Below are 24,097 nucleotides of genomic sequence, written 5' to 3'. Positions count from 1 at the left end.
GCGCTGCCGGGATCGCGGATATTCAGAACCGCGGACTTTCTCCCGTTCAGTCGTTGTTCTCTTCCCATACCTCCGCGGCCCGGGCGCGGTAGTCCGCCTCCCTGGCCAGGTGGTCCTCGATGCTGTCCACGTACTCGTCCCGGATGGAAGCGATCCAGGCGTTGATGTCGAAGCTGATGGTGCGCGGCAGGGAATCGAACTGCGGCCTCAGTTGATCGACCAGCGCGTTGTGCTGGTCCCAGGAGCCCGCGAGGGCGAGGTCGCAGAGCCTCTGGAACTCGCTGATGAAACCCCATACCTGGGAGATGGCGGCGGAGACCTGTGAGAGGTCCACGCCCGGCTCCAGTTGGGTCAGCGCCTGCAGTTGCGTGCTCGCCTGGGCCAGCTGGCCCTGGGCCGAAGCACTGGTGCTCCTGGCCGCCGCGTACTGCTCCGCGTTGTGCTGGCTTATGGCGGAGGACAAGGTGTTCAGCGCCGCGTTGTAGGCGTTGACCATTGCCGTATAAGTCTGGCTGAACTCGTCCAGCTCGGCCATGCGGGTGATGAACTCGTCCCATTCCTGGTAGGCCTTCCTCTTCTCCGCGTAGGCCTTGTCCAGCAGGGAGATATAGGTATCCCACCAGTCCGGCAGGTCGGTTACGTCGATCTTCTCCAGGCTCGCGGCGGCCGCGTCCAGTTTCACCGTCGCGTCCCCTAGCTGCTTCTGGATGCTCTTGACCTGTACCTGGAACTGCTCGGCCCCCACGGAGAAATCGAGGCCCCTGGTCTCGGCGATGAGGTCGCCCTCTATCTCGTCCACCTTCTCTATCTGCCTCAGGGCTTCAGTGACGTATTTGTCGTCGTCCTCCACCGCCTGGTTCCCGGAACATCCCCGCACCAGGAAGACCATGCCCACGATGACGCCGCCCAGCACCAAGGCCGACAGCACGCCGATGAGGACGTAGATGAGGGTCCGGCTGGATGGAGCGGTGGCAGGCAAAGGCTGGGCGGCTGTGGTGGCGCCGCGGCCACCGGCTGCTGCACCGCGCCGCACTGCTTGCAGAACCCGTCGTTCTCATCCGGCTGTTTCCCGTATACCTTGCAGAACGGCAAGGTTATCACCCCCCAGGCATACGAGCAGCGGTTTTCTCGGAATGTTGGAGCCCCTGATCATCCTAGTCCCTGAACAAGATTCTAGCGCAAATCAAGAAAGCAAGCACGTTTTCCGAATATCTTCGTATAACCTCGAACAGCGACGTGATGCGCAAGAGGGAGGAGGACGCAAGATGGAATGCCGCAAGTGTGGGGCGTGCTGTGTAGCGCTTTCCATATCCACTCTGAGCAAGCCGGCGGGAGTCCGGTGCAGGTACCTCACGCCGGACAACCTGTGCGGGCTTTGGGGCGGGCCCGAACGTCCCGAGGTGTGTTCGTCCTTTCAGCCTGACCCGCTCTTCTGCGGCGGCAGCTACGAGGAGGCCCTTGAACTGATGCGGGCTATCGAGGAAGGGTGAGCCCGGCGTTCCCGCTGCTATCTTCGCCGGGGAAGTAATATACTGGAGGCATGAGCTTTCCTATCGTCGCTGACCTGGCACAATCCACACGCATGGGCATAGGCTTCGCGCGCGGCTGCGCGGCCTATAACCTGTGGATGCTGCGCCAGAGTCCGGAGCACATGAAGGGCTATGTGGAGGCGGACGATATCTGCGTCTACTATCACTGTTTCCGCCGCGGGGATCCGGTGCTCCTGCTGCATGGCGGCTTCATGTGCGCCGAGACCTGGGTGGGCCAGATACCCGCCCTGGCGCGCCATCACCGGGTCATCGCCACGGACTCCCGGGGACACGGGCGAACCACCCTGGGCACGGGACCCATCACCTTCCGGCGCATGGCCTCGGACACGGCGGCGCTCATCGCCAAGCTCAAACTCGATGCGGTGCACCTGGTCGGCTGGAGCGACGGCGGCTGCACCGGCCTGGCCATGGCCATCGAGCACCCGGGGCTGGTGCGCAGCCTGACCCTGCTGGGAACGCCCTTCCACACAGACAACTACAGCGACGAGGCGAAGCGCAAGCTGGAGAGGATGCTCAAACCTGGATCACCCGCACTGTTGGGCCTGTCTGCCCTGCGCCGCCTGCTCACGCCGGAACCGGAGAAGGGCCGGGAGTTCGTGGAGAAGATGCGCAGGATGTGGCTGGAGCTGCCCGATTTCACGCACGAGGAACTGGGCCGCATCACGGCGCCGGTGCTGGTGATCGGCTGCGACCGCGACGAGTACCTGTCCCTCACGCCGGACCCGCTTCAGGTATTCAAGGACACCGCGTCGGCCATCCCCGGCGCCAGGCTCGAGGTCGTCGCGGGAGGCACCCACGGCGTACACATGGAGCGGCCCGGGGAAGTGAACCGCCTCGTCCTCGACTTCCTGCAGGGGATGGAATGACGGCCTTAGCAGCCTGGAGCACGGTGACGGGAAGGCTTCGTCGCGGAGCACCACCGGCGCGAACGACGGTGGGGCATAAAGATAACGGGCGATCATGTTTACCAGGAGGTGAGACGGCATGGCCGAGGTGGAACAGCTTGGCTACCGGTTGGTGGCGACGGTGAAGGCGGTCAAGGGGACCTGCGAAGCGGGCCACAAGGTGGGAGACGAGATAGCGCTGAGCGGGCTCTCTTCGGGCGGGCTGTGCGGCTACCTGTATCACGACATCTTCCCCTATATCGTCATGCTCGAGTATGGCGGGGGCTTCCCCGCGGAGTGGGGCAACCCGGAGGAGATCGAGTTCGACTGCGTGGACAAGGAGAACGCCGTCACCGTCCTGCTGCGTCGCGTTAGGGACTGAGCGGGCAGGCCCGCACCGAAGGCTGTGCCATCGGCTCGAGGGCACGGAAGGCGGTCGCGTCCCCCCTGCTTATAGCTCCCTGCTGAAGAGCAGGCATATCGCCTCGAAGCCGTGGCTCTCGTAGAAACGGTGGGCGCCCTCGCGGTGGAGGGCGGAGTCCAGCTCGACGCGGCGGCAGCCCACCTCCCGCGCCAGCTCCAGTGCCCGCTCCACGAGCATGCCGCCTATCCCCTCGCCCCGGCGCGGCTCCTCCACGACCAGTTCGTCGATGTAAGCGAGGAAGCCCTGCCCCCACAGGCTCTTCCTTATGCTGAGGGAGCAGAAACCCACCAGCTCATATCCGCTGAGCGCGCACAGGTAGTGCTGATGGTCGCGGCCGAGATTGTAGAGGAACGTCTCCTCGAGCGCCCCGCGGTCCAGATCCCGGTCCGGCCAGAGTTGCCGCAGCAACCCGAGGACCGGCTCGAAGTCGTCAGCCTCGCATTTCCTGATGGTGATCATGGCCTCCTTATGATGGCGCAGCGGTCGCATGCATGCAAGGACAGCCGGGGCGTGTCTCCACCATGCCTCCCGGGCCTCGTCCGGGGTTAATGATTAGGCCCCATATAACGATAATCTTGAGAAGACGGTGATATCAGACCAGGGATGGTGATGCTTATGGCGGGGACGTTCAACCGGAGCATGCAGATCTTCAGGGAGAGCCTGGGCGTGCTCAAGCGAGACAAGGAACTGATGCTCTTCCCGGCAATATCCGCCCTGGTGATGCTGGTGCTGACGGCATCCTTTTTCGTCCCCATAGTCCTCATCAGTGGGGCCGTGGACGGTGAATTCGAGAGCAACGCCCTATACTACGTGCTTCTATTCCTCTCTTATCTTGTCGGTTATTTCGTGGTCATCTTCTTCAACACCGGGCTCATCGCCTGCGTGCAGATACGCTTGAGTGGGGGCGACCCGAAGTTCAGCGACGGTATGCGCTATGCCACCGGGAACATGGGCAAGATAGCGGGGTGGGCACTAATCTCCGCCACGGTGGGGATGGTCCTGCAGATGATCCGCGAGCGTGCGGGCATATTCGGGAGACTGGCTGCGGGCCTGCTCGGGATGGCATGGAACCTGATCACTTTCTTCGTGATCCCGGTGATGATCTTCGAGGACGCCGGGGTCATAGACTCCATCAAGAAGTCGGGGGCTCTGTTCAAGAGGACGTGGGGTGAGAACGTGGTGTTGCGTTTCTCACTGTCACTCATCATTGTAGTGGCGGGCATGGTGGGGATAGTGCCGATATTTCTTGCCGTACTTACCGAGTCGGCGGTAGTGGTCATCGCCGTTGTTGCCGTGGTGTTACTGTACTGGTTCGCGCTGGGTATCGTCGGCTCCGCTCTCAATGGTATCTTCGCCACCGCCCTTTACAACTACGCCACCACGGGAACGGTTCCCCCCGCTTTCAGCCGCGAGGTCGTCGCGGGGGCATTTGAGCAGAAGACAAGGAGAGGCCTCTTCTCGCGCTGACGGGAGCGGCCCTATGGATAGAGGAGCGGCATGGTCGTTAGCGGGGCAGATAGCCCTCGCCGCGGCGAAAGATCCCTTTCCTGTTTTTTCGGGAGGAGGAGATGAAGGACCTGCTGATCGTAGGGGACAGCCTGGCAGGAGGACTGCCCTATCTCAGCTTCTCATCCCTGCTCAAGGGGATGCTGCATGACTGGCGGATAACCTCCGATGCCGCCGGTGGAGATACCCTGGCGGGGATAGGCACGCGCCTGGAGCGGCTGCTCGGTGAACGCGCGCCGGATGCCGTGGTCGTCCAGGCGGGGAGCAACGATATCCTGCTGCCCGCCCTCGCGGCCAGGGGCGGCCTGTGCCGCAAGTTGGTGAAACGTATCGAGGCCTGCGGCAGCATACCCACGACAGGGCTGGAGGATTTCCGCGAGCTATACTCCCGCACCCTGGAGTGCGCCGCCAGTGTGGTAGGGCATGTCCTGGTCGTCACCATCGCGTGTATCGGCGAGAGGATGGAGAGCGACCTCAACCGGCGCGCCGCACAGTTCAACGAGATCATCCGGGAGGAGGCGGCGAGCCATGGCGCATGCGTCGCCGACGTGGGAAAGGCCTTCCGAAAGGTGCTCGTTCCATTCGAGGCGCAGAGCGGTTTTCTGCTGGACAGCGTGATGTGCACGCTCACCGATACCTTTCACTGCCTTACCCCCCGCGCCGCCGACCGCCTGAGCGGGAGGAGGGGGCTGGTCCTGACCATGGACGGGGTGCACCTGAACCGCTGCGGGGCGCGGCTGTACGCTGAGACGGTGGCCGCCGCTCTGGAGTCCGCGGCTTACATGACCTTCAACGAAGCAGCCTTGTAGCGCTTTCTTTCTCTAATCAAATACCACTCCCAGTATGATTATCACGATATAGAACGTAATGAAGAGCCCGGTTATGACTATCCCTATTATCGCCAGAACGCGGGCGACTTTTATGAACGTCGCAGCGTTGGAGGCTACCGGCATCCCAGCAGCGATCTCCTTTTCCGCCTTCCCCGCGAGATACAAGGCCACGCCGGGAAGGACGAAGGGGGGGCACCAATAGATCAGGCCCGCAGCGGCCAGGATCAAGGCCAGCGTAGCCGTATCAATAGATGATTTCGAGGGGGGTGGAGGATAATAATACGGATACGCTGGTGGCGCTGGCACTTCCGATGACTGGGGCTCCTGGGCAGACTCGACATGCTCTGCTTCCGCTTTGGGCGGCATATGCTCATCCAAGTGGCTCCTCCTTGCTGTCCGACCCGTTTACTCTCCCTGCCGGGACATCATCGGGTTCTGTTTCTCCAGATAGACCAGGGTCAGGTTCTCGTGTACGTACTCGGTGCGGGATTCCCCGTATCCCAGCCCCTCGTAGATGTGCAGTGCCTTGGCGCTGCGGTGGCCGGTGAAGAGCCTGAACCTATCCGCATCGGGGAAGCGCGTCTCTATCTCCGCGGTTGGCGACGGCGAAGAGCACCATGGACGTCATGGCGATGGCGCCGTGGACCAGGTAGAAAGGCCAGATCTCCCAGGTCCCCTTGTTTCCCTGCGCCACCTCCACCATGCCCCAGATGATGAAGACCATGGCCACTAGCATCAGCAGCGTCCCGACTGCTATCAGAGTACCCCTCATATACATCACCCCTTCACGGAAACGGTCCGCCTAGGTATTATTTCCACACCGTTCCCTTACAGCCCTTCGCAACCTGCGGCTGTAGAGCCTGGACTGCGCGAACGACCTGGGCTCGAAACCGAAGTAATGGCGGTGCCACCCCACGATGGAGGCCATGGCGTCCCTGGCCTTCGCCACCGTGCTCGCGCGCAGGGGATAGCGGCGGCGCAGTTCCGCCGCCTCCTCGAAGGTATCCACCCGCACCATGCGCCCCCCGGGCCCGGGCACCACGATGCCGGAATCCGCCAGGATGCGGTACCTCTCGGCCGTCTCCTCGAGCGTCGGCCCGCACACCAGGGCGCACTGCCCGCAGATCATGGGGATGGGATAATCATCGATACCCACAACCCCCATCCTGCGCGAGAACTCGGCCAGGACGCGGTAGCGTTCCGGCTCGGACTCGGGAAGGTCTTGCAGCTCCGGTATACCCTCCAGGACCTCTCGCGGCCACAGCTTGCTGCACAACACGCGCAGGACGTCGAAGCGCGGCCAGGCGTCCCCCACCGTGAGTCCGCGCTTGAACATGTCCAGGATGACGAGGAGGTGGTTCCTCGTCTCCGGCTTGCCGCCCACCCATGCCTCTATCCAGTGCAGGCCCCAGTTGGAATAGCGCTTGTCGGAGCTTAGGCCGTGCAGGCCGAAACAGGAGATGTGGCAGAGGTCGATGTTGTTGCGGCGGCCGCGGGGGTGGAGTTCCCCGTTCAGCAGCAGGTACTCCTCCCCACTCGCCTCGAACATGTTGCTGGGACAGGCCCTGGCGCAGCGCTTGCATCTCGCGCAGAACTCCGCGGTGAAATAGTCAGGCGGCAGGGCAGGGTCGCTCTCCAGCACAGCGTCGGTGAGCACCGCCCCCAGGTAGATGGACGCGCCGTATTCCCGCGTCTTGAGGTTACCGCTCCATCCCTGTCCGCCCACACCCGCGGCCATGGCCCCCAGGCGCAGGGAGAAAGCGGGGCGGGGGCGGAAAACGTAGACGGCACGGCGGTAGTCGGCGCTCAGGGGCACGCCCACGGCGCGGTGGCCCCGCGCCACCAGGAAGTCGGCCACCTCTTTGCCCACGCGCTGCAGGCGCTGGTAGCTCCAGAACTGGTCAAGGTTGTGGGGGGCCGGCGATACCTTGCCGAGGAAATCGTAGATGGCGTTCTCATCCATGGGCAGGACCATGGAGACCACCGACCTCGCCCCCGGCATGGTATAGGAGAGGTCCAGGGACGGCGGCCCGTCCAGCCGCTCCGGGCCCGCGATGCCGACCACCTCGACGCCGCGGCTGCGCACGAAATCCTTGATATCGCGCTCCAGTACCGCCATCCTGCCTCCCCCTGCCGTTTCCGCACCACGCGCACCATAGTCTTCTGTGGCGGCAGAACGTATACCTTCAAGCCGCACCCGGCCCCCAACCGATACATATGCCATAACAGGCACGGGAACGGAACCGTCAGCGGACAGGGAGGTGCGCGGATGGCGGTGAGGGGCAGAACGGTGAGGGACTTCACTGCTGGCGCGGAATTCTGGCACATCCTCGATGGCTGGGCGCGACAGACCGGGTACGCGCTCATCGCCTACGACCAGGTGTCAAGGTTGTACCAGAGAGGTGAGGGCTTCCTGGTCGCGCCCCAGAGGCTGCAGGCCAGCTACACCGGTACGGGCTACCACCTCGAGGCATACGTATGGGTCCCCCTCTTCACGCGCGTCTTCACCCTCATGCTCATGCCCGAGGAGTTGCGCATCGACTCCGGGGGTTTCACCGGTTCCATCCCGCGCAGCAAAGCGCGAAACCAGGTCAATCTGCTGCTGGCGGCCTTGGGTCAACCCCCGATAACCTGATGAGTATGCCGGGTCTGGCTTGTGCGGATCCGAGCCCCGCCCGTGTGTTGCCTGCGATCTCCCGCCACCCGGGTGGTCAAGCTGTGCGCGCTGTATTATCCTGTTGATACCCGGCAAAAACCATGTCCAGATCCGCAACATCCGTCAAGGCAATTACTCCACCACACAAAGCGAACGTTCCTGGACGTACGCAAAGAGGAGGGGTTGATCATCATGCAGGCGGAGAAGACCTTATCGGGCTTGTTGCGCACACTGCCTCCCTTTCTGCGCATGGAGGAGACCAAGGGGTTGGGGAGGACCTTCAAGCAGCAGTGGGGGGGCGGCAAGAACACCTTGAAGATCACCGTCAAGATCTTCACCGGCGGGCAGGGACTTCTCAAGAACCTGCGCGACCTCGGCAAGGTCAAGGTGGGCAAGATCGTCCCCAACTGGTCCCTGGGGATGTGGGACGTGTTGGGCGACCGCGAGGCCGCCGTGGACGGGGAGCTGCGCCTGACCTATGGCGAGCTGAAGACCCGGGTGTTGAAGCTCTCCAACGCCCTGCAGGCGCTGGGGGTAAGGCCGAAGGACCGCGTCGCCACCATGATCTTCAACAGCTCGGCCTTTCTCGAGATCCTCAACGCCACCAGCCTCATCGGCGCCCCCATGCCCTTCGTCAACTGGCACCTCACGGGGGAGGAGCTGCGCAAGACCATCAACCTGAGGACCCCCAAGGTGTTCATCTTCGATGCCGGCCTCATGGACGAGATAATGAAGATAAAGGACGGCCTCGAGGGCATAGAGCACTTCGTGGTGGTAGGCGCGGATGGATCCCCTCCCAAGGGCATGCTCTCCTACGAGGAGCTGTTGGAAAGCCATCCCGCCAGCCGTCCCGACGTGAACTTCCTGGCCTCCCTCAATCCCTATACCGGTGGCACCACCGGGATCCCCAAGAGTTCCAACCTCTATGACAGCCTCAGCTACGCCCTCTCCGATCTCGCCGAGGCGCCGCGCGAGAGCTTCGAGAACTTCATACCCTACACGTCGCGCGCCTTCAGCTATTTCTACTGGTTCGGGGGAGACCGAATCAGCGACCGCATCAGCAGGAACATTAGGACGCTCATCGTGACGCCGGTATACCATGCCGGCACGGCGGCGGGTTGGGCCCCCTGCTTCATGCTGGGCGCCACCGGGGTGTTCATGCGCAAGTTCGACCCCGAGGAGTTCCTCCGCCTCATCGAGGCGGAGCGCATCAACTGGGTCTTCGTGGCCCCAACCATCCTGCAGCGCGTGCTGGCCCTCCCCGACGAGGTGAAGAAGAAGTACTGGCTGGGCTCCATGCGCTCCATCATCTGCGCCGCCGCCCCCTGCCCGCCCCAGGTGAAAAGGGACATCAACCGGCTTTTCATAGACGGGGGGGCACCGGGGCCGGTGTTCTGCGAATACTATGGCAGCTCGGAGACGGCCATCATCACCGTCCTCTTACCGGAGGACTACATGGAGAACCCCCAGCGCATCAACAGCGTGGGCAAGGCGCGCTGCGGTGACCTGGGGATCTTCATAGAAGAGGAAGAGGGGTGGGCCGGCCCGAACGAGATCGGAAAGGTCATGGGGCGCACTGCCTCCACCCTGTCGCTGCGTTACCCGGGTTCCGAGGACAAGCTGCACGAGTCTCTCCGCATCATCGATGGCCGGGAATGGTACGACGACGGCCTCCTCGGCTACACAGATGAGGACGGCTTTCTCTACCTGACCGGCAGGGTGAAGGAGATGATCATCAGCGGGGGCGTCAACGTCTATCCCCTCGAGATCGAGGGCGTGGTCCTGCGCCACCCGGCGGTGTTCGACGTGGCGGTGGTGAGCATGCCCCACCCCGACCTGGGCGAGGTGGCCATCGCCTGCGTGCAGCTCCACGAGGGCCGGCAGGCCAGCGAAGAGGAGGTCCTCGACTTCTGCCGCAAGGAGGGCCTGCGCGGGTATACCCTCCCTGCCAGGGTGGAGTTCTTCGACGAGCTCCCAAGGCACATCGACGGCAAGATCATCAAGCGGGAACTGGAGAGTCTGTACTGGAAGGACGTGGAACGCAAAGGCTGAGTGTATGGGGTCAGGTCTTGTTTTTTGGATACCGCGGTATGTTAGCGATTATCATGCATATGCTCGCCTATATGCAGCAAGAATGTGTTACTTTCCATATTATGGTATCTAATAAACAAGACCTGACCCCCTTTGATGAGGAGGGCTCATGGAACGCAAGGAAGTCGTGGTAGTCGAAGCGGTGCGCACCCCCACCGGCAGGTCCGGCTGGGCGGGCGCGGCCAAGGGCGGGGTGTTCTCGAACGTGTCGGCGCAGCACCTGCTGGCCGTGGCCCTGCGGGGCCTGGTTGACCGGGTCAAGGAAAAGGCGCCGACCTTCGAGGAAGCGCTAATCGAGGACGTGGCCGTGGGCTGCCTGAGCCAGATCGGTGAGCAGGGTCTGAACGTGGGTCGCGTGGGGGTACTCGCCGCAGGCCTTCCGGACGAGGTCGCCGGCTGGACGTGCAACCGCTACTGTAATGCCGGGTTGCAGGCGATCAATTCACAGGCGCATGCCCTCATGTGCGGGGCTGGAGACATCGCCATCGCCGCCGGGGTGGAGAGCATGAGCCGGTACGGCATGGGGTCGGACTTCCAGGCGGCCCTCCAGGCGGGGATGCCGGTGAGCATCCATCCCCTGGCCGTGGAGCGTTACGCCCTTGCCCCCATGGGGGTAAGCGCGCAGATGCTGGCCGACCGCTACGAACTGGCGCGCGAGGACATGGACCGTTTCGCGCTTTGGAGCCACCAGAAGGCGGTGTGGGCCATGCGCGAACATGAATCGTACCGCAAGCGAGTCATCCCGGTGGAGGTAGAGGGCGAGGACGGGGAGAAGGTGATCGTGGATACCGATGAACCGCCCCGCCAGCAGGCGCTGGACGACCCGGACGCCGCCCTGGCGAAGATCGCCTCGCTCCCTCCCCGTTTCCGTGATGACGGCACGGTGACGGCCGCCACCTCCTCGGCAATCGCAGACGGCGCCGCCGCGGTCATGCTCATGACCGCCGAAAAAGCGGATGAGCTCGGACTGGAGCCCATGGCCAGGATCGTGTCCACCGCGGTGGCGGGCTCGGAACCCCTGATCATGCTACTGGGTCCGGTGCCAGCCATGCACAAGGCCCTGGAGCGCGCGGGCATCACCATGGACGACGTCGATGTCTTCGAACCCAACGAGGCGTTCGTCTCACCGGTTCTGGCCTTCTGTTACGAATTCGGCCTGGATTTCGACGACCCCCGCATCAATCCCACGGGAGGAGCCTGTGCCATCGGCCACCCCATCGGCTGCACCGGCGCGCTCTACTTCACCGAGATGGTGCACTGGATGGTCCGGAACGGCCTGAGGTACGGGTTGCAGACGCTGTGCGGCGGAGGTGGTGTCGGCATCGCCACCGTGGTGGAACGGGTATAGGGGTCAGGTCTTGTTTTTTGGGTTCCATTATATGGTATTAGTGCAAAACTGCTGCATATGGGCGGGCACATGCATGATAATCGCTAACATACCGCGGTATCCAAAAAACAAGACCTGACCCCTATATTGACAGGTTTTGGATTCTCTTTTACAATCGCGATACCATGAAAGAGAACATGCGCGTTTACCGATGGTGGTGGGGCCCCTCATAGAGAGGGCTCCGGCCGCCGCTTGTTCTCAGTCTGAAGAATAAAAACGAGAAAAAGGCCGTGAATCCTCTCAGAGGGGTCACGGCCTTTAAAGTTCCCACCCTTTAGAAGGCCGTGTACCCGGGGTACACGGCCTTTCGTTTAAGAACAGAGGAGGAGATGGACTTGCAGACGATATCAGACCCGCGCAACACGGCCAGCCCCGTGCGCGGCCTGTACAGCCCTGGCGAAAAGGAGTTCACGGACCTGGCGCGCCACCACAACCTGGTGACCGTATCGCGCGCGGTGAGCGCGGACACGGAGACACCCGTCACCGCTTTCCTGAAATTGAGCAAGGGCGAGTACGGCTTCCTGCTGGAGAGCGCCGAGGGCGGCGAGAGATGGGGGCGCTACTCCTTCATCGGCTGCGACCCCCTGACCGTGCTGAGCTGCAGGGAAGGCGTGATCGATCTTTCCTTGCAGGGCGTGAGAACGCAGGCCGCCGGCAATCCCGTCGATCATCTCTTCGAGACCATGGGCGCCTTCAACGCTTATGAAAGCGGCCGCGAGCCCCCCTTCAGCGGCGGGGCCGTGGGCTATCTCTCCTACGACCTCCTGCCCTGCATGGAAGACATCGAACTCGCGGCAAGCGGCGGCCTGGGACTGCCCGAGATGATGTTCATGTTCACCCGGACCTCGGCCGCCTTCGACCACCTGGCCGGGCGCCTCATCCTCATGGCCAACGTGACCATACCGCCGGACGCCTCCGTCGGGGAGCTGCGCGCCCTGTACCGCCAGGCCATCGCGTCCCTGGAGTCCATGTCGGGTGACCTCGCCGGCAGCATACGGCGCGACGCCTCCCCCGACGTCTATTTCCTCTCGGAGAAGACCGACTTCCACGGGGTGGAATCCAACTTCTCGCGGGAGGAGTACGAGGCGGTGGTGGAGAGGGCGAAAGAGTACATCTACGCGGGGGACGCTTTTCAGATCGTGCCCTCACAGCGCTTCTCCCTCCCCCTGCGCTGCTCGCCCTTCAACGTCTATCGCAGCCTCAGGTCGGAGAACCCGTCTCCCTACATGTTCTACCTGCGCTTCGGCGACCTTCACCTCATCGGTTCATCGCCCGAGCCCATGGTGCGGCAGCGGGGCGGCCGCGCGGTGATCCGGCCTATCGCCGGGACGCGGCCGCGGGGGAGGACGCCGCGTGAAGACGCCGCGCTGGAGGAGGAACTCCTGGGCGATGCCAAGGAGAGGGCCGAGCACGTGATGCTGGTGGACCTGGCCCGTAACGACCTGGGCAGGGTCTGCTCTCCCGGCTCGGTGCGCGTCGAGCGCATGCTGGAGGTGGAGCGCTTCTCCCACGTCATGCACCTGGTGAGCGAGGTCAGCGGGGAGCTGCGCCCCGGCTGTGGAAACCGGGAACTGCTGCGCGCGACCTTCCCCGCCGGGACCGTTTCCGGGGCGCCCAAGATCAGGGCCTGCCAGATCATAGACGAGCTGGAGAAGGACCGGCGAGGGCCCTACGCGGGCGCCGTGGGCTACATCTCCTACGGTGGGGACATGGACACCTGTATCGCCATCCGCACCATAATCGCCCAGGGCGGCCGGGCCCACGTCCAGGCTGGCGGCGGGGTGGTGGCGGACTCAGACCCGTCTCGCGAATACGAGGAGACACGCAACAAGGCGCGGGCGCTGCTGCGGGCGGTGCGCCTCAGCGAAGCCCGCGAGGGGGTGAGGTCGTGAGGAGGGTCCTGCTCATCGACAATTACGATTCCTTCACCTTCAACCTGGCCCAGGCACTGGAGGTATTGGGGGCCGAGGTGGTGACGGTGCGCAACGACGCCGTCGGGGCCGGCGAGCTGCCGGGTCTCGCGCCCACCCACCTGGTCATCTCCCCCGGCCCGGGCACGCCGTCCGGCTCCGGCATGACCATGGACGCGGTGCGCCTCTTCGCTGGGAAAGTGCCCCTCCTGGGCGTGTGCCTGGGGCACCAGGCCATCGGCCAGTGTTTCGGGGCGGACCTGGTGCGGGCGCCGCGGCCGGTGCATGGCAAGGTGTCCAGCATCTCCCACGACTCGCGGACCATCTTCCAGGGGCTGGAGAGCCCCTTCGAGGCCACGCGCTACCACTCCCTCATGCTGGAGTCCATCCCCGAGGAGCTGGAGGTGAGCGCGCGCTCCGAGGACGGCCTGGTGATGGGCGTCCGCCACCGGCACATGCCCGTGGAGGGAGTGCAGTTCCATCCTGAGTCCATCCTGACCAGCTGCGGAGACCGGCTCCTGGAAAACTTCCTCGCCATGGAGGTGGGAGCATGATGGCGGACCTCGACCATGCCCCCCGCGAAGGCGTGGAGACCATCGGCGCGGTCATAGGCAGGTTGACCTCGGGCGGCAGCCTGGACCGCGAGGGCGCCCGCGAGACCATGCGCTGCCTCATGCGGGGCGAGGCCAGCGACGCCCAGATCGCGTCCCTGCTCACGGCGCTGAAGATGCGCGGGGAGACGGCGCAGGAGATCGCCGGTTTCGCCGAGGGCATGCGGGAGGCGGCCACCGCCATCAGGCCGGAAGTCAGGCCGCTGCTGGACACCTGCGGCACGGGAGGGGACGGCCTTTGTACCTTCAACATCTCGACCGCGGCCGCCTTCATCGCCGCGGGGGCGGGGGCTTACATCGCCAAGCACGGCAACCGCGGGGTCTCGTCCCCCTGCGGCAGCGCCGACGTGCTGGAGGCGCTGGGGGTGACGGTGGAGCTAGCGCCGGAGGAGGTGCGGACCTGCATCGAGGAGGTGGGTATCGGCTTCATGTTCGCGCCCAACTTCCACCCCGCCATGCGCCACGTGATGAGAGCGCGGAGGGAGATGGGCGTCCCCACCGCCTTCAACCTGCTGGGCCCACTGACCAACCCGGCCGGCGCAGAGGTACAGGTGCTGGGAGTGGGCATGGGGGACAAGGCTTCGCTCGTGGCCCACGCCCTGGCGGAGATGGGGGTGAAGCGGGCCATGGTGGTCCACGGCGAGGACGGCATGGACGAGTTTTCGACCACCTCCCCTACCCGGGTATGGGAGATCGGCCCGGGCGGGGTTCGCTTTTACCGCTTCGACGCCCGCGAACTGGGTATACCCCGCGCGGACCTGCGGGACCTGGTGGGTGGCGACGCGGCGGACAACGCGCGCATCATCGCCGGTGAGGTCCTGACGGGCGGCCCGGGCCCACGCCGCGACATCGCCGTGCTCAACGCGGCCGCGGCGCTGACGGTTGCGGGCTTAGCGGGCGGCCTGCGCGAGGGCGTAACCATCGCGGAACGGTCCATAGACTCAGGGGCTGCTCTGGGCAAACTGCGGGAGTTGGCCAGCCTCACCCGCGCCATGGCTGCCCGGTCCGCCGCAGCCGGAACGGGGGGTGCATGAGGATGTTCCTGGACAGGGCGATCGCTTCGGCCTCGCGGCGCGTGGAAAGCCGCAAGGCCGGCGTCCCCGCCGCGCTCTTGCGCGAGGCCTGCGCGAGGGCTTCGGCTCCCCCTGACTTTCTCCACGGGGTGCGGCGCGGCGCTGGCGAGGGCGTCAGGATAATCGCGGAGGTGAAGCGCGCCTCCCCCTCGCGGGGTCCGATACGTCCCGACCTGTCCGTAAGGGACCTGGTGGCGTCCTATGAGCGGGGCGGCGCCCGCGCGGTTTCCGTGCTCACGGAGCCGGAGTTCTTCGGGGGGAGCCTGGAGGACCTCGCCGAGGCGCACGGGGCCACCACGTTGCCGCTGCTGCGCAAGGACTTCATCATCGACCCCTACCAGCTCCTGGAGGCGAGGGCGTACGGAGCAAGCGCGGTGTTGCTCATCGCGGCCGCGCTGCCGGGAGAAGGGCTGGCCGGCCTCCTGTCGGAGGCCGCGGCGTTGGGGCTGGACGCCCTGGTCGAGGTGCACGACGAGCCGGAGCTCGAGGCGGCGCTGGATGCGGGGGCCGCCATCGTCGGCATCAACAACCGCGACCTGCGTTCCCTGGAGGTGGACCTGGAGACGACCTCGCGGCTTGCCCCGCTGGTGCCCCCCGAAAGGGTGCTGGTGAGCGAGAGCGGATACGCGCGGCGCGGCCAGCTCTCGCATCTGACCGCGCTGGGGGTGGACGCGGTTTTGGTGGGGGAAGCCCTGGTGCGCGGGAAAGACCCGTGCCTTTCCCTGATGGAACTGGCGGGAGGCGGACGTGTTACTGCTTAAGGTATGCGGCATCACCCGGAGCGAGGACGCGGCCGCCGCTTGCGCGTCGGGTTTCGGAGCCATCGGCCTGGTCTTCGCGGAGAGCCCGCGCCGTATCGGCCCCGAGCGTGCGCGCGAGATCTGCTCCGGGATCTCTCCGTCGGTCCTGAGGATAGGGGTATTCGCCGGAGAGGACGGCGGTGAGGTGAGACGGATCATGGACTACTGCGGCCTGGACCTGGTGCAGTTCCACGGCGGCGAGGACCCCGGCGAGGTCCTGCGTTTCGGGGGCAGGGCCATCGCCGCGCTGCGCCCCCGCTCACCCGAGGACCTCGGGCGCATAGCCGACTACCACGGGGTCTTTGCCGTGCTCATCGACACCTGGGACCCGCTCCTCGCCGGTGGCACGGGCAGGACCTGCGACTGGGGCCTGGCTTCGCTGGCCGCGGCCGGCGGCAGGGTCATCCTGGCCGGCGGCCTGACCCCGGCCAACGTGGGTGAGGCGGTGAGAAGGGTGCGCCCGTTCGGGGTGGACGTATCCAGCGGGGTGGAAGCGGCCCCGGGTAAAAAGGACAAGGCGCTCATGCGTGAATTCGCCCGCGCGGCACGTGATGCCGCCGGCGATGTGCAGGAGGAGGTATGCGACGATGAGAACACGAGCGGCGACTGAGGCGGGTGCAGGGACCGGCCGTTTCGGCGCCTTCGGGGGACGCTACGTTCCGGAGACGCTGATAGCCCCCCTTTCGGAACTGGAGCAGGCTTACAACGAGGCCGCCGCGGACCCGGCCTTCCAGGCGGAGCTGGCCTCGTACCTGCGGGACTACGCCGGCAGGCCCACGCCGCTCTACGAGGCGCGCCGCCTCTCGAGCGCGGCGGGCGGCGCGGCCATCTTCTTGAAGCGCGAGGACCTTTGCCACACCGGGTCGCACAAGATAAACAACACCCTGGGCCAGTGCCTGCTGGCGCGGCGCATGGGCAAGCGGCGCGTCATCGCGGAAACGGGGGCGGGACAGCACGGCGTGGCCACCGCGACCACGGCGGCCCTGCTGGGCCTGGAGTGCGACGTCTTCATGGGGGAGACGGACATGGCCCGCCAGTCCCTCAATGTCTTCCGCATGGAGCTGCTGGGGGCGCGGGTGATCCCGGTCAACACCGGCTCGCGCACCCTCAAGGACGCGGTGAACGAGGCGCTGCGCGACTGGGTCGCCACCTCCGCCCATACCCACTACTGCATGGGCTCGGTGGTGGGCCCCCACCCCTTTCCGGCCATGGTGCGCGAACTCCAGTCCGTCATCGGGAGGGAGGCGCGCCAGCAGCACATGGAGAGCGTAGGGCGGCTGCCCGACTGCCTGGTGGCCTGCGTCGGCGGCGGCAGCAACTCCATGGGACTCTTCCACCCCTTCCTGTCCGACAGCGTGCACATGGTGGGAGTGGAGGCGGGGGGGACCGGGACCGCGCCGGGGGAGCACGGCAGCACCCTGTGCCTGGGCACCACGGGCGTGCTGCACGGCGCCCGCAGCTACCTGCTGCAGGACGGCGACGGGCAGGTGCTGGAGACGCATTCCGTGTCGGCGGGCCTTGACTACCCGGGAGTGGGGCCGGAGCATTCCTTCCTCAGGGACAGCGGCAGGGCGGAATACGTACGCGTGGCGGACGAGGAGGCGCTGCGGGCGGCGGAGGAACTGTGCCGCTACGAAGGCATCCTCCCCGCCCTGGAGAGCGCCCACGCCGTGGCCTACGCCGTGCGGCTGGCGGCGGACATGCCGCACGGCAGCTCCATGGTGGTGTGCCTCTCCGGGCGAGGCGATAAGGACGTGCACACGCTCATGGATACAAGGGGGGCACGAGCATGAACCGTATCGACCGGGCCTTCTCCAGGACGGGAGAGAACGGTACGGCGCTCATCGGCTATGCCACTGCCGGTTTCCCCGACCGCCATACCTCGCTGCGCATCGCCGCCTCCCTGCTGGAGCACTGCGACGCCCTGGAGCTGGGCATCCCTTTCTCGGATCCGGTGCTGGACGGCCCGGTGATCCAGGAGTCCTCACGCCGGGCCCTGGAGGCGGGGTTCAGGCTGAAAGATGTCTTCGACACCGCCGGAGCCTTGAGGGAATTGAGCGACAAACCGCTGCTGGTCATGACCTATTACAACCCGGTGCACCGCGCGGGGCACGAGGCCTTCGCCAGGGAGGCGGCGCGCTGCGGCATGGACGGGGCGCTCATCCCCGACCTGCCGCCGGAGGAAGGGGCCGAATGGATGAGGGCCGCGGAGGCCGAGGGGCTCGCCAACGTCCTCTTCGCGTCCATGTCCACCCCCGAGGACAGGCTGCGCCGCCTGGGCGGGCTCACCCGCGGCTTCCTCTACTGCTTCGCGGTGCGCGGGACCACGGGGCTGAGAGACAGCCTCGCGGCCGAGGTGGCCCCGTTCATGCAGCGGTCCCGGACCTGCTGCGGCGTGCCGCTGGTCCTGGGCCTGGGCATCGGCAGCCCGGAACAGTGCGCCCAGGCCGGGGAGCTGGCCGACGGGGTGGTGGTGGGCAGCGCCCTGGTCAAGGCGGCCATGGACGCCCTCGCCGCCGGAGAGGACCCCGCTATTCGCGCCGGAGAGCTGGCCGCCCGCTTGAAAGCCGCCCTTTGATCCATGGGATGGGTGGACAGCAAGGAGGGGGTAATCGCGGCGGCGAAATATCGGTAAGAGCGGTGCCGCGGCAATCGGACAAAGGGAGGGAGGGTTGGTCATGCCCAAGGAGCACATCGGGGTGGGGATCATCGGCTGCGGGCGCATCTTCGACATGCACATGCTCGGTTACGAAGGGCGGGACGACGCCAGCGTGGTCGCGGTGGCCGACATCTCGGAGGAGAGCCGGTGCGGCCGCGCGGAGCGCTACGGTATACCCTGGCACTACTTCGATTACCGCGAATTGCTGGAGAACAGGAACGTCGACCTGGTGGAGATACTCACCCCTCACCACCTGCACCTGGAGATGGCCGTCGCCGCGGCGGAGGCGGGAAAGCATATCTCGCTGCAGAAGCCGCCCGCCCTGAACGTGGCGGAGATGGACGAGATCATCGCGGCGGCGGAGAAGGCCGGCGTCACCCTGCGCATCTACGAGAACTTCGTCTTCTACCCGCCCATCGTCAAAGCGAAGGAGCTCATCGAGGAAGGGGCCGTCGGCACCCCCCTCAACATCCGCATGCGCTCGGTGGGGGGCTCGGCGGCGGGCGGATGGGAGGTCCCCCTGGAGGCCTGGGCCTGGCGCATCGACGAGAAGACCTGCGGCGGCGGGCCCTTCGTCTTCGACGACGGCTTCCACAAGTTCTCCATCGCCCTCTACCTGCTCGGGGAGGTTGAGAAGGTCTTCTGCTGGATGGAGGCCATGCACATGGGGGAAGGCCTGTGCGTGGACGCGCCGAGCATCTGCATCTGGAAACACAAGGAAGGCACCCGTTTCGGCAGCATCGACTTCGCCTGGGCCTACGACATGTATATCAAGTCGGACTATTACAGCGCGGACGACCGCGTGGAGGTCACGGGCACCGAGGGCATCCTGTGGGTGACGCGTGGGCACGGCAACATGCTGGACGTCCCGCCGCTCCTCCTCTACCGGGAGGGCAAGCTCACCGCCTACACCGTGCTGGAGGCGGACTGGGGCGCCAGCTTCCGCGACTGCACCCGCCACCTCCTGGACGCCATGCGCGAGGGTACCGCCCCCCACCTCACACCCCCCGAGGGGCGGCGGGTGCTGCAGTTCGCCCTGGCGGCCATCACCTCGGCGCGGGAGGGCCGAGAGGTGCGGCCGGACGACATCAATGGAGGCGGCGCATGAGCAAGACCTTCTATTACCTGCTGGCTTTCGGGGTGGGGCTGGTGATCGCCGTGCACCTGGCCATGAACGCCGACCTGGGCGAGAAGCTGGAGAACGCGCGTGCCGCCAATGCCGTCTTCTGGACCATCGGGGCGGTGGTGGCCATCATCATCTGGCTGGCCAGTCCCGACCGTTCCGCCATCACCGGGCTCAAGGACGTGAACCCCCTGCTGCTGCTGGCCGGGGCCATGGGAGCCGGGCTGGTGCTGGCCATCGCCATCATCATCCCCAAGATCGGAGCCGGCGCCACCAACGTGATGCAGCTGGCGGGACAGGTCATCGCGGGCGTGCTCATCAGCCAGTTCGCCCTGTGGAGTTCCCCCCAGGAATCCATAAGCGTGCTCAAGGTGGTGGGGGTCGCGGTAATGGTGGGCGGGGCATACCTGGCGGTGATGTTTTAAGGGAGGAAGAAACGGGGCGGTGTTCAATTATTAGGTAGATGACTGACAAGCATCCCTGAACGATCGTCTGCCGCCGCTCGTCACAGCGCGGAAGCCGTCCTGAACAAAGGGGGGAGGCTGCATGGAAAGCGTCGCAGAGGTAGAGGAATACAAGCAATACGGCTACCGGTGGGTGGTGCTCCTCCTCTATGGACTCATCCTGGTCGCGCAAGCCTTGCTGTGGGTGAGCTTCGCCCCCATCGAGAGCGACGTGCAGTTCGCCCTGGGCATGAATTCCACCGCCATCCGGGCGCTGGCCCTGGTGGGCCCGCTGATGTTCGTCTTCTTCGGCTCCTATGCCGGAGACCTCGCGGACCGTAAGGGCTTCAAGTACGCCGGTGCCCTGGGGGCGATCATCTGTTCCGTGCTGGGTATCATCCGCGCCATCGTACCCCACGTCATCGACTCTGGCACCGCGCAGTACTGGATCTACCTCGTCTGCCAAGCGGTCATCGGCGCGGCGGCGGTCTTCATCGTCACCAACATGTCCAAGATGCCCATCAAGTGGTTCCGCGAGAAGGACCGCGCCCTGGGCATAGGCCTGGCCACCATGTTCTTCTACCTGGGCACCGCCGTAGGTTTCCAACTGGTGACCACCATCGCCGGCATCCCCGAGGACGCCGCCGACGTGGGCAACAAGGCGATTATCCAGTCGGGGCTCAACAACGTACTCCTCGTATTCGCCATCGTAATGGCCGTGGCCACCATCCTGTTCATCATCTTCACCAAGGAGGAGCCCCCTACGCCTTCAGGCCCGCTTCCGGAGGAGGTCAAGCTGGGAACGATGGAGTCGCTGCGCCGCTTTCTGCGCTCCTCGGTCTTTCGTGCCCTGGCCACGGTATCCTTGATCGGCTACGGCATCTACATGGGTCTCGTGGTGACCATGGAGAAGATCATCACCTACCACGGCGCGGATTTCACCACCAAGTTCGCGGCTTCCGTCGCCAGCGCGGTGATCATCGGAGGTATTCTAGGAGCCGCCGTTCTGCCGGGTGTCTCGGAGAAGATAGGCCTGCGTAAACCCTTCCTCGTCCTGGCTGGATTGGTCCCCATCCCCATGCTGTTCCTGATAGGCTTCGTCGGAGTCAAACCGGTCAGCATCATAGCCGGTGCGCTGCTGGGCTTCTTCCTGCTCTCCGCCCTGCCGGTGACCTTCACCATCAGCGGTGAGATGGAGGAGATAGGGCCGCGCCTGGCCGGGGCGGCCGTGGGCACGCTCATGGCTATCGGGAGCATCGGCTCCTTCGTCATCCCCTTGCTCATGGAGGTCTTCAAGACGGAGACGGCGGCCGGCGTTCCCGACTATCGCTGGGCCATCCTCTTCCTCATGGCCCTGGGCGTCCTGGCGATAGTGGTGGTGGTTATCGGGGTCAAGGAAACCGGCCCCCGCGCCCGGCGCTGAAGCCCGGCTGCTTTGCGGCCCGAGCCCATGACACTGCGCTTGATACTATCTTATACCACTGATTCCAATCTAATGTTTAACATATGTTTAACTTATGCTATGATAAACGTGTAGTGAGTAAACGAAAGGAGAGAGATATGTCCTACCCCGTCCACCGTGAGGACGAATTCGTAGGAAGAAGGGACTTCCGGGAGAGGCTTCCGGAGATTCTGGAGACTGCCCGTAGGAAAAAGTCCCTGGTTTTCATAACCGACAGGGGAAAACCCGACGCCGTTTTGATGCCGGTCGAGGAATACGAGGCCTTTATAGAACTCCTGGAGGACCTGCGTGATCCAGAGCTCATCTCCATGGTCAAGAGATCCCGCCGCGAGATCGAGAAGGGCGGGGTCATGGGCCTTAAGGAGCTTAAGGATTACCTTGGCCTCTAAAGAATTCCGAGTAATCGTCCCTAAAAACGTAGCCCGAGAATTAAAGAAGCTGCCCCGCAGCGATATCGCCCGGCTCTTCGGCGCCATAGAGTCCCTGGCATACGATCCCCAGCCCCCCGGTTGCGTGAAACTGAAGACAAAGGATCTCGGCGAGTACCGGGTGCGGGTGGGTCCCTACCGCATTTTCTACGACGTCGACGATGACGAGCTGACGGTCGTCATAATCGCCGCGAAGCTTCGGGCAGAAGATACTTACAAGAAATAGGCAACCCCTTACAGAACTGAGATCAAACTGAGATCAAGCCACTAATATATATTCATAACTTGGAAGTGCGACAATCGCGGGGCTGTGGCCCCGAAAGCTGCAGGATAAAGGGGTGCGTCCCCAAAGCTATGCATGAATAGAGGCGATATTCTAAAAAGAAGTTGTTCGAGAATCTCATGGCTTTTGCACCCAATGTGTAAAGAGGTTTTTAGAAGTGTAAAACTGTATTAGTCATGAGCTTACCGGACAGTGCCATCCATCCCTCCGGTAGATTCTAGCGGCTCTAGGCCGCCTTTTTCACCTCCTTTCTGTCGTCTTTCTTGTCCTTGGTCTTCCCGATCTCTTTCTTGCCGGCGCTGAAGGTCTCATAAGGCTTCCGTCCCAGGTTACGGTAGCCGCGATGGGGACGCTCGTAGTTGTAATGATGCAACCAGCGGTCCAGGTCTGCCTGCAGCTCCTTAACCGATGCGTAGAACTTCTTTCTGAAGGCCTCGCGGAAGAACTCGTCTAGGACGGTCCGGTTGAAGCGCTCCACGAAACCGTTGGTTCGTGGCGTCCCCACCCGGGTAAAGCGATGCTCGATGTCGGATAGCGCCAGGAAGAGCTCGTAGGGGTGTTCCTCAAGCCTTCCTTTGTACTCCTTGCCGTTGTCTGTGAGCACTGCGCCAACCGAGATCCCCTCTGCTGCGAAGAAGGGCAGGACGCGGTCGTTCATTACGTCCGCGGCGGTGACGGCGAGCTTCGCCGTATACAGCTTGGCGAAGGCGAAAGAGGAGTAGGTGTCCACCACCGCCTGCATGTACAGCCGGCCCACGCCCTTTAGGGTCCCCACGTAGAAAGTGTCCTGGCAGATGAGATAGCCGGGCCAGAGGGTCTGGACGTGCCGCTCTGCGTATTCCGGGTTGTGTTTCTCCAGCAGCTTTACCTGATCCTCGGTGAGGGCAAAGCCCTTTGCCTGCACCTTCTTCTCCAGCTCGAGCATCCTCTTGTAGCGGGTTTCTAAGTCGTTGCGCATCCAGGCGTTTCTTACCGTGGTGGCGGATATGACCTTCTCTTTGAGCGCCATCTCGTCGGCTATGCGCTGCTGGCTCCAGGCGGGATGCTCGATGGAGAGCTCGATGATCTCTTTCTCCAGCTCATCCGGGATCCTGTGCGGAGTCGAGCCCGGGATGGGGGGCCGGTCTAGAAGCGCTTCTAAGCCCCCGGTCTGAAAGGCCCGCTTGATCTCGTAGAACTGGCTTCTGGAATACCCCATGATGCGGCAGGCCTCGGTTACGCTCCGTAGCTCCTGGGCCAGTTCTAGCATCGAGAGCTTCCTTCGTGCTACCTTTTCATTGGCAGTCATTCGTTTCTCCTTTCGATAGTCTTGGTGACTTGGATAATCAACAATTCTACCGAACGGGACGGATGACTGCTTTGCTGTTGAGGATGTTAGAATGTGTCAGGGAAGCTGGTGACTTTTACAAGATCTACTTATAAGGATCATGAAGGTTCATCTTCTCGATGCTGTGTAAATCCGCCAATACATAGTACGAATAAATATATCCATTGTTTTGCAGAGGGTTATGTTGATACTGCTAATGGCCATCTTTGCTACATTGCAGTTCAAAATTGTACAGGCGAATAAATAACAATACGTGCACGTTTCGTTGATACGAATAGAACTACCTATCCATATGGAAGTGGTGGGTATCTTGAGTTAAGAGATGTCAAACCACACAGCAGGAGAACCATTTGCGTAAATAACTATGTACCGGATGGTAAATCTTTTGCTACGCGCTTATGGTCCGACGATAGTTTCTGCGCGGAAAGAACAAGTTATGGCCCGCACTATATGCATACAAGTGAAGGAGACCCCTTGGATGATTTATTGTACATGTGCGCAGTCGAACCAACGACAGGACGCCTGATCAGCGACAATTAGAATTCCCGGGCAACGACAATTAGAATTCCCGTTCGCGGGACGGTAAAACTATCTAAGGCTCGCAGGAAGGAGGCTTAGATGGTTACCGATCAACAGGTAAGGAGGCTATT

At 63.8% G+C, this 24,097-nt stretch carries 26 protein-coding genes; 20 read left to right on the top strand and 6 right to left on the bottom strand.

Features of this window, described 5'->3' with window-relative positions; genetic code table 11:
* Window positions 1–46 precede the first annotated feature (46 nt).
* Window positions 47–979, bottom strand: coding sequence for a hypothetical protein (locus AB1384_15085; GenBank protein MEW6555596.1), 933 nt, complete (start codon window positions 977–979; stop codon window positions 47–49).
* 286 nt (window positions 980–1,265) lie between these two features.
* Here AB1384_15085 and AB1384_15080 point away from each other — a divergent pair, with 286 nt between their 5' ends.
* The 3 genes from AB1384_15080 to AB1384_15070 all read left to right on the top strand — a co-directional run bounded on the left by AB1384_15080 (window position 1,266) and on the right by AB1384_15070 (window position 2,816).
* Complete coding sequence (locus AB1384_15080) at window positions 1,266–1,490, top strand: YkgJ family cysteine cluster protein (protein ID MEW6555595.1); 225 nt, start codon at window positions 1,266–1,268, stop codon at window positions 1,488–1,490.
* A gap of 50 nt (window positions 1,491–1,540) precedes the next feature.
* Complete coding sequence (locus tag AB1384_15075; protein ID MEW6555594.1) at window positions 1,541–2,416, top strand: alpha/beta hydrolase; 876 nt, start codon at window positions 1,541–1,543, stop codon at window positions 2,414–2,416.
* 118 nt (window positions 2,417–2,534) lie between these two features.
* Window positions 2,535–2,816: a TIGR04076 family protein gene (locus AB1384_15070; protein MEW6555593.1), complete on the top strand. Its 282-nt coding sequence runs from the start codon at window positions 2,535–2,537 to the stop codon at window positions 2,814–2,816.
* 69 nt (window positions 2,817–2,885) lie between these two features.
* On the opposite strand, the gene AB1384_15065 is transcribed toward AB1384_15070, so the two are convergent.
* On the bottom strand, window positions 2,886–3,317 hold the full coding sequence (locus tag AB1384_15065; GenBank protein ID MEW6555592.1) for a GNAT family N-acetyltransferase: 432 nt from the start codon (window positions 3,315–3,317) through the stop codon (window positions 2,886–2,888).
* A 156-nt stretch (window positions 3,318–3,473) separates the two neighbouring features.
* On the opposite strand from AB1384_15065, the gene AB1384_15060 reads away from it, so the two are divergent.
* Together AB1384_15060 and AB1384_15055 are read left to right on the top strand one after the other, a co-directional pair.
* The gene (locus AB1384_15060; GenBank protein ID MEW6555591.1) at window positions 3,474–4,325 is read left to right on the top strand and encodes a DUF6159 family protein; all 852 of its coding nucleotides are present in this window, start codon (window positions 3,474–3,476) and stop codon (window positions 4,323–4,325) included.
* Window positions 4,326–4,426: 101 nt separating this feature from the next.
* On the top strand, window positions 4,427–5,173 hold the full coding sequence (locus tag AB1384_15055; GenBank protein ID MEW6555590.1) for a GDSL-type esterase/lipase family protein: 747 nt from the start codon (window positions 4,427–4,429) through the stop codon (window positions 5,171–5,173).
* Window positions 5,174–5,185: 12 nt separating this feature from the next.
* Here the strand turns inward: AB1384_15055 and AB1384_15050 are convergent, their stop codons facing one another.
* From AB1384_15050 to AB1384_15040, 3 genes are all read right to left on the bottom strand, one after another.
* Window positions 5,186–5,572 carry a hypothetical protein gene (locus tag AB1384_15050; GenBank protein MEW6555589.1) on the bottom strand — a complete coding sequence of 129 codons (387 nt, stop codon included), beginning with the start codon at window positions 5,570–5,572 and terminating at the stop codon, window positions 5,186–5,188.
* A 181-nt stretch (window positions 5,573–5,753) separates the two neighbouring features.
* Window positions 5,754–5,966 carry a hypothetical protein gene (locus AB1384_15045; GenBank protein ID MEW6555588.1) on the bottom strand — a complete coding sequence of 71 codons (213 nt, stop codon included), beginning with the start codon at window positions 5,964–5,966 and terminating at the stop codon, window positions 5,754–5,756.
* 30 nt (window positions 5,967–5,996) lie between these two features.
* Complete coding sequence (locus tag AB1384_15040; protein ID MEW6555587.1) at window positions 5,997–7,313, bottom strand: hypothetical protein; 1,317 nt, start codon at window positions 7,311–7,313, stop codon at window positions 5,997–5,999.
* A 150-nt stretch (window positions 7,314–7,463) separates the two neighbouring features.
* Between AB1384_15040 and AB1384_15035 the strand changes: the two genes are divergently transcribed.
* The 15 genes from AB1384_15035 (at window position 7,464) to AB1384_14965 (ending at window position 22,063) form a co-directional block, all read left to right on the top strand.
* Window positions 7,464–7,829, top strand: coding sequence for a hypothetical protein (locus tag AB1384_15035; protein MEW6555586.1), 366 nt, complete (start codon window positions 7,464–7,466; stop codon window positions 7,827–7,829).
* A 213-nt stretch (window positions 7,830–8,042) separates the two neighbouring features.
* Window positions 8,043–9,902, top strand: a complete 1,860-nt coding sequence (locus tag AB1384_15030) for an AMP-binding protein (protein ID MEW6555585.1) — start codon at window positions 8,043–8,045, stop codon at window positions 9,900–9,902.
* A gap of 148 nt (window positions 9,903–10,050) precedes the next feature.
* Window positions 10,051–11,289, top strand: coding sequence for a thiolase family protein (locus tag AB1384_15025; GenBank protein ID MEW6555584.1), 1,239 nt, complete (start codon window positions 10,051–10,053; stop codon window positions 11,287–11,289).
* Window positions 11,290–11,663: 374 nt separating this feature from the next.
* On the top strand, window positions 11,664–13,220 hold the full coding sequence (trpE, locus tag AB1384_15020) for an anthranilate synthase component I (protein MEW6555583.1): 1,557 nt from the start codon (window positions 11,664–11,666) through the stop codon (window positions 13,218–13,220).
* Window positions 13,217–13,792: an aminodeoxychorismate/anthranilate synthase component II gene (locus tag AB1384_15015; GenBank protein ID MEW6555582.1), complete on the top strand. Its 576-nt coding sequence runs from the start codon at window positions 13,217–13,219 to the stop codon at window positions 13,790–13,792. Before trpE ends, AB1384_15015 begins: the two co-directional genes overlap by 4 nt.
* Window positions 13,792–14,883: an anthranilate phosphoribosyltransferase gene (gene trpD / locus AB1384_15010; protein MEW6555581.1), complete on the top strand. Its 1,092-nt coding sequence runs from the start codon at window positions 13,792–13,794 to the stop codon at window positions 14,881–14,883. Before AB1384_15015 ends, trpD begins: the two co-directional genes overlap by 1 nt.
* Complete coding sequence (gene trpC, locus AB1384_15005; protein ID MEW6555580.1) at window positions 14,880–15,683, top strand: indole-3-glycerol phosphate synthase TrpC; 804 nt, start codon at window positions 14,880–14,882, stop codon at window positions 15,681–15,683. Before trpD ends, trpC begins: the two co-directional genes overlap by 4 nt.
* Window positions 15,670–16,332, top strand: a complete 663-nt coding sequence (locus tag AB1384_15000) for a phosphoribosylanthranilate isomerase (GenBank protein ID MEW6555579.1) — start codon at window positions 15,670–15,672, stop codon at window positions 16,330–16,332. The genes trpC and AB1384_15000 overlap by 14 nt, the downstream gene beginning before the upstream one ends.
* Entirely contained in the window at window positions 16,310–17,515 is a 1,206-nt protein-coding gene (gene trpB, locus AB1384_14995) for a tryptophan synthase subunit beta (GenBank protein ID MEW6555578.1), read from the top strand. The genes AB1384_15000 and trpB overlap by 23 nt, the downstream gene beginning before the upstream one ends.
* Window positions 17,512–18,300: a tryptophan synthase subunit alpha gene (gene trpA / locus AB1384_14990; protein ID MEW6555577.1), complete on the top strand. Its 789-nt coding sequence runs from the start codon at window positions 17,512–17,514 to the stop codon at window positions 18,298–18,300. The genes trpB and trpA overlap by 4 nt, the downstream gene beginning before the upstream one ends.
* Window positions 18,301–18,400: 100 nt before the next feature.
* Complete coding sequence (locus AB1384_14985) at window positions 18,401–19,489, top strand: Gfo/Idh/MocA family oxidoreductase (GenBank protein MEW6555576.1); 1,089 nt, start codon at window positions 18,401–18,403, stop codon at window positions 19,487–19,489.
* Window positions 19,486–19,929, top strand: a complete 444-nt coding sequence (locus AB1384_14980) for a DMT family transporter (protein MEW6555575.1) — start codon at window positions 19,486–19,488, stop codon at window positions 19,927–19,929. The genes AB1384_14985 and AB1384_14980 overlap by 4 nt, the downstream gene beginning before the upstream one ends.
* Before the next feature lie 121 nt (window positions 19,930–20,050).
* Window positions 20,051–21,370: an MFS transporter gene (locus tag AB1384_14975; protein MEW6555574.1), complete on the top strand. Its 1,320-nt coding sequence runs from the start codon at window positions 20,051–20,053 to the stop codon at window positions 21,368–21,370.
* Window positions 21,371–21,507: 137 nt separating this feature from the next.
* A complete protein-coding gene (locus tag AB1384_14970) occupies window positions 21,508–21,798 on the top strand; it encodes a type II toxin-antitoxin system Phd/YefM family antitoxin (GenBank protein ID MEW6555573.1) in 291 nt (96 codons plus the stop codon).
* A complete protein-coding gene (locus AB1384_14965; protein ID MEW6555572.1) occupies window positions 21,788–22,063 on the top strand; it encodes a type II toxin-antitoxin system RelE/ParE family toxin in 276 nt (91 codons plus the stop codon). The genes AB1384_14970 and AB1384_14965 overlap by 11 nt, the downstream gene beginning before the upstream one ends.
* Before the next feature lie 283 nt (window positions 22,064–22,346).
* Here the strand turns inward: AB1384_14965 and AB1384_14960 are convergent, their stop codons facing one another.
* Window positions 22,347–23,408 carry an IS481 family transposase gene (locus AB1384_14960; protein MEW6555571.1) on the bottom strand — a complete coding sequence of 354 codons (1,062 nt, stop codon included), beginning with the start codon at window positions 23,406–23,408 and terminating at the stop codon, window positions 22,347–22,349.
* Between the last annotated feature and the right edge of the window lie 689 nt (window positions 23,409–24,097).

The sequence above is a fragment of the Actinomycetota bacterium genome, assembly GCA_040757835.1.
Taxonomy (GTDB): domain Bacteria; phylum Actinomycetota; class Geothermincolia; order Geothermincolales; family RBG-13-55-18; genus SURF-21.
The sequence above is the reverse complement of the archived record's forward strand: the minus strand, read 5'-3'. Positions and strand labels throughout refer to the sequence as shown.

Excerpts from the sequence above, each read along its gene's own strand:
- AB1384_15080 (MEW6555595.1), top strand. The coding sequence starts at position 1,266 with ATGGAATGCCGCAAGTGTGGGGCGTGCTGTGTAGCGCTTTCCATATCC.
- AB1384_15075 (MEW6555594.1), top strand. The coding sequence starts at position 1,541 with ATGAGCTTTCCTATCGTCGCTGACCTGGCACAATCCACACGCATGGGC.
- AB1384_15070 (MEW6555593.1), top strand. The coding sequence starts at position 2,535 with ATGGCCGAGGTGGAACAGCTTGGCTACCGGTTGGTGGCGACGGTGAAG.
- AB1384_15065 (MEW6555592.1), bottom strand. The coding sequence starts at position 3,317 with ATGATCACCATCAGGAAATGCGAGGCTGACGACTTCGAGCCGGTCCTC.
- AB1384_15060 (MEW6555591.1), top strand. The coding sequence starts at position 3,474 with ATGGCGGGGACGTTCAACCGGAGCATGCAGATCTTCAGGGAGAGCCTG.
- AB1384_15055 (MEW6555590.1), top strand. The coding sequence starts at position 4,427 with ATGAAGGACCTGCTGATCGTAGGGGACAGCCTGGCAGGAGGACTGCCC.
- AB1384_15045 (MEW6555588.1), bottom strand. The coding sequence starts at position 5,966 with ATGAGGGGTACTCTGATAGCAGTCGGGACGCTGCTGATGCTAGTGGCC.
- AB1384_15040 (MEW6555587.1), bottom strand. The coding sequence starts at position 7,313 with ATGGCGGTACTGGAGCGCGATATCAAGGATTTCGTGCGCAGCCGCGGC.
- AB1384_15035 (MEW6555586.1), top strand. The coding sequence starts at position 7,464 with ATGGCGGTGAGGGGCAGAACGGTGAGGGACTTCACTGCTGGCGCGGAA.
- AB1384_15030 (MEW6555585.1), top strand. The coding sequence starts at position 8,043 with ATGCAGGCGGAGAAGACCTTATCGGGCTTGTTGCGCACACTGCCTCCC.
- AB1384_15025 (MEW6555584.1), top strand. The coding sequence starts at position 10,051 with ATGGAACGCAAGGAAGTCGTGGTAGTCGAAGCGGTGCGCACCCCCACC.
- trpD (MEW6555581.1), top strand. The coding sequence starts at position 13,792 with ATGGCGGACCTCGACCATGCCCCCCGCGAAGGCGTGGAGACCATCGGC.
- trpC (MEW6555580.1), top strand. The coding sequence starts at position 14,880 with ATGAGGATGTTCCTGGACAGGGCGATCGCTTCGGCCTCGCGGCGCGTG.
- trpB (MEW6555578.1), top strand. The coding sequence starts at position 16,310 with ATGAGAACACGAGCGGCGACTGAGGCGGGTGCAGGGACCGGCCGTTTC.
- trpA (MEW6555577.1), top strand. The coding sequence starts at position 17,512 with ATGAACCGTATCGACCGGGCCTTCTCCAGGACGGGAGAGAACGGTACG.
- AB1384_14985 (MEW6555576.1), top strand. The coding sequence starts at position 18,401 with ATGCCCAAGGAGCACATCGGGGTGGGGATCATCGGCTGCGGGCGCATC.
- AB1384_14980 (MEW6555575.1), top strand. The coding sequence starts at position 19,486 with ATGAGCAAGACCTTCTATTACCTGCTGGCTTTCGGGGTGGGGCTGGTG.
- AB1384_14975 (MEW6555574.1), top strand. The coding sequence starts at position 20,051 with ATGGAAAGCGTCGCAGAGGTAGAGGAATACAAGCAATACGGCTACCGG.
- AB1384_14970 (MEW6555573.1), top strand. The coding sequence starts at position 21,508 with ATGTCCTACCCCGTCCACCGTGAGGACGAATTCGTAGGAAGAAGGGAC.
- AB1384_14960 (MEW6555571.1), bottom strand. The coding sequence starts at position 23,408 with ATGACTGCCAATGAAAAGGTAGCACGAAGGAAGCTCTCGATGCTAGAA.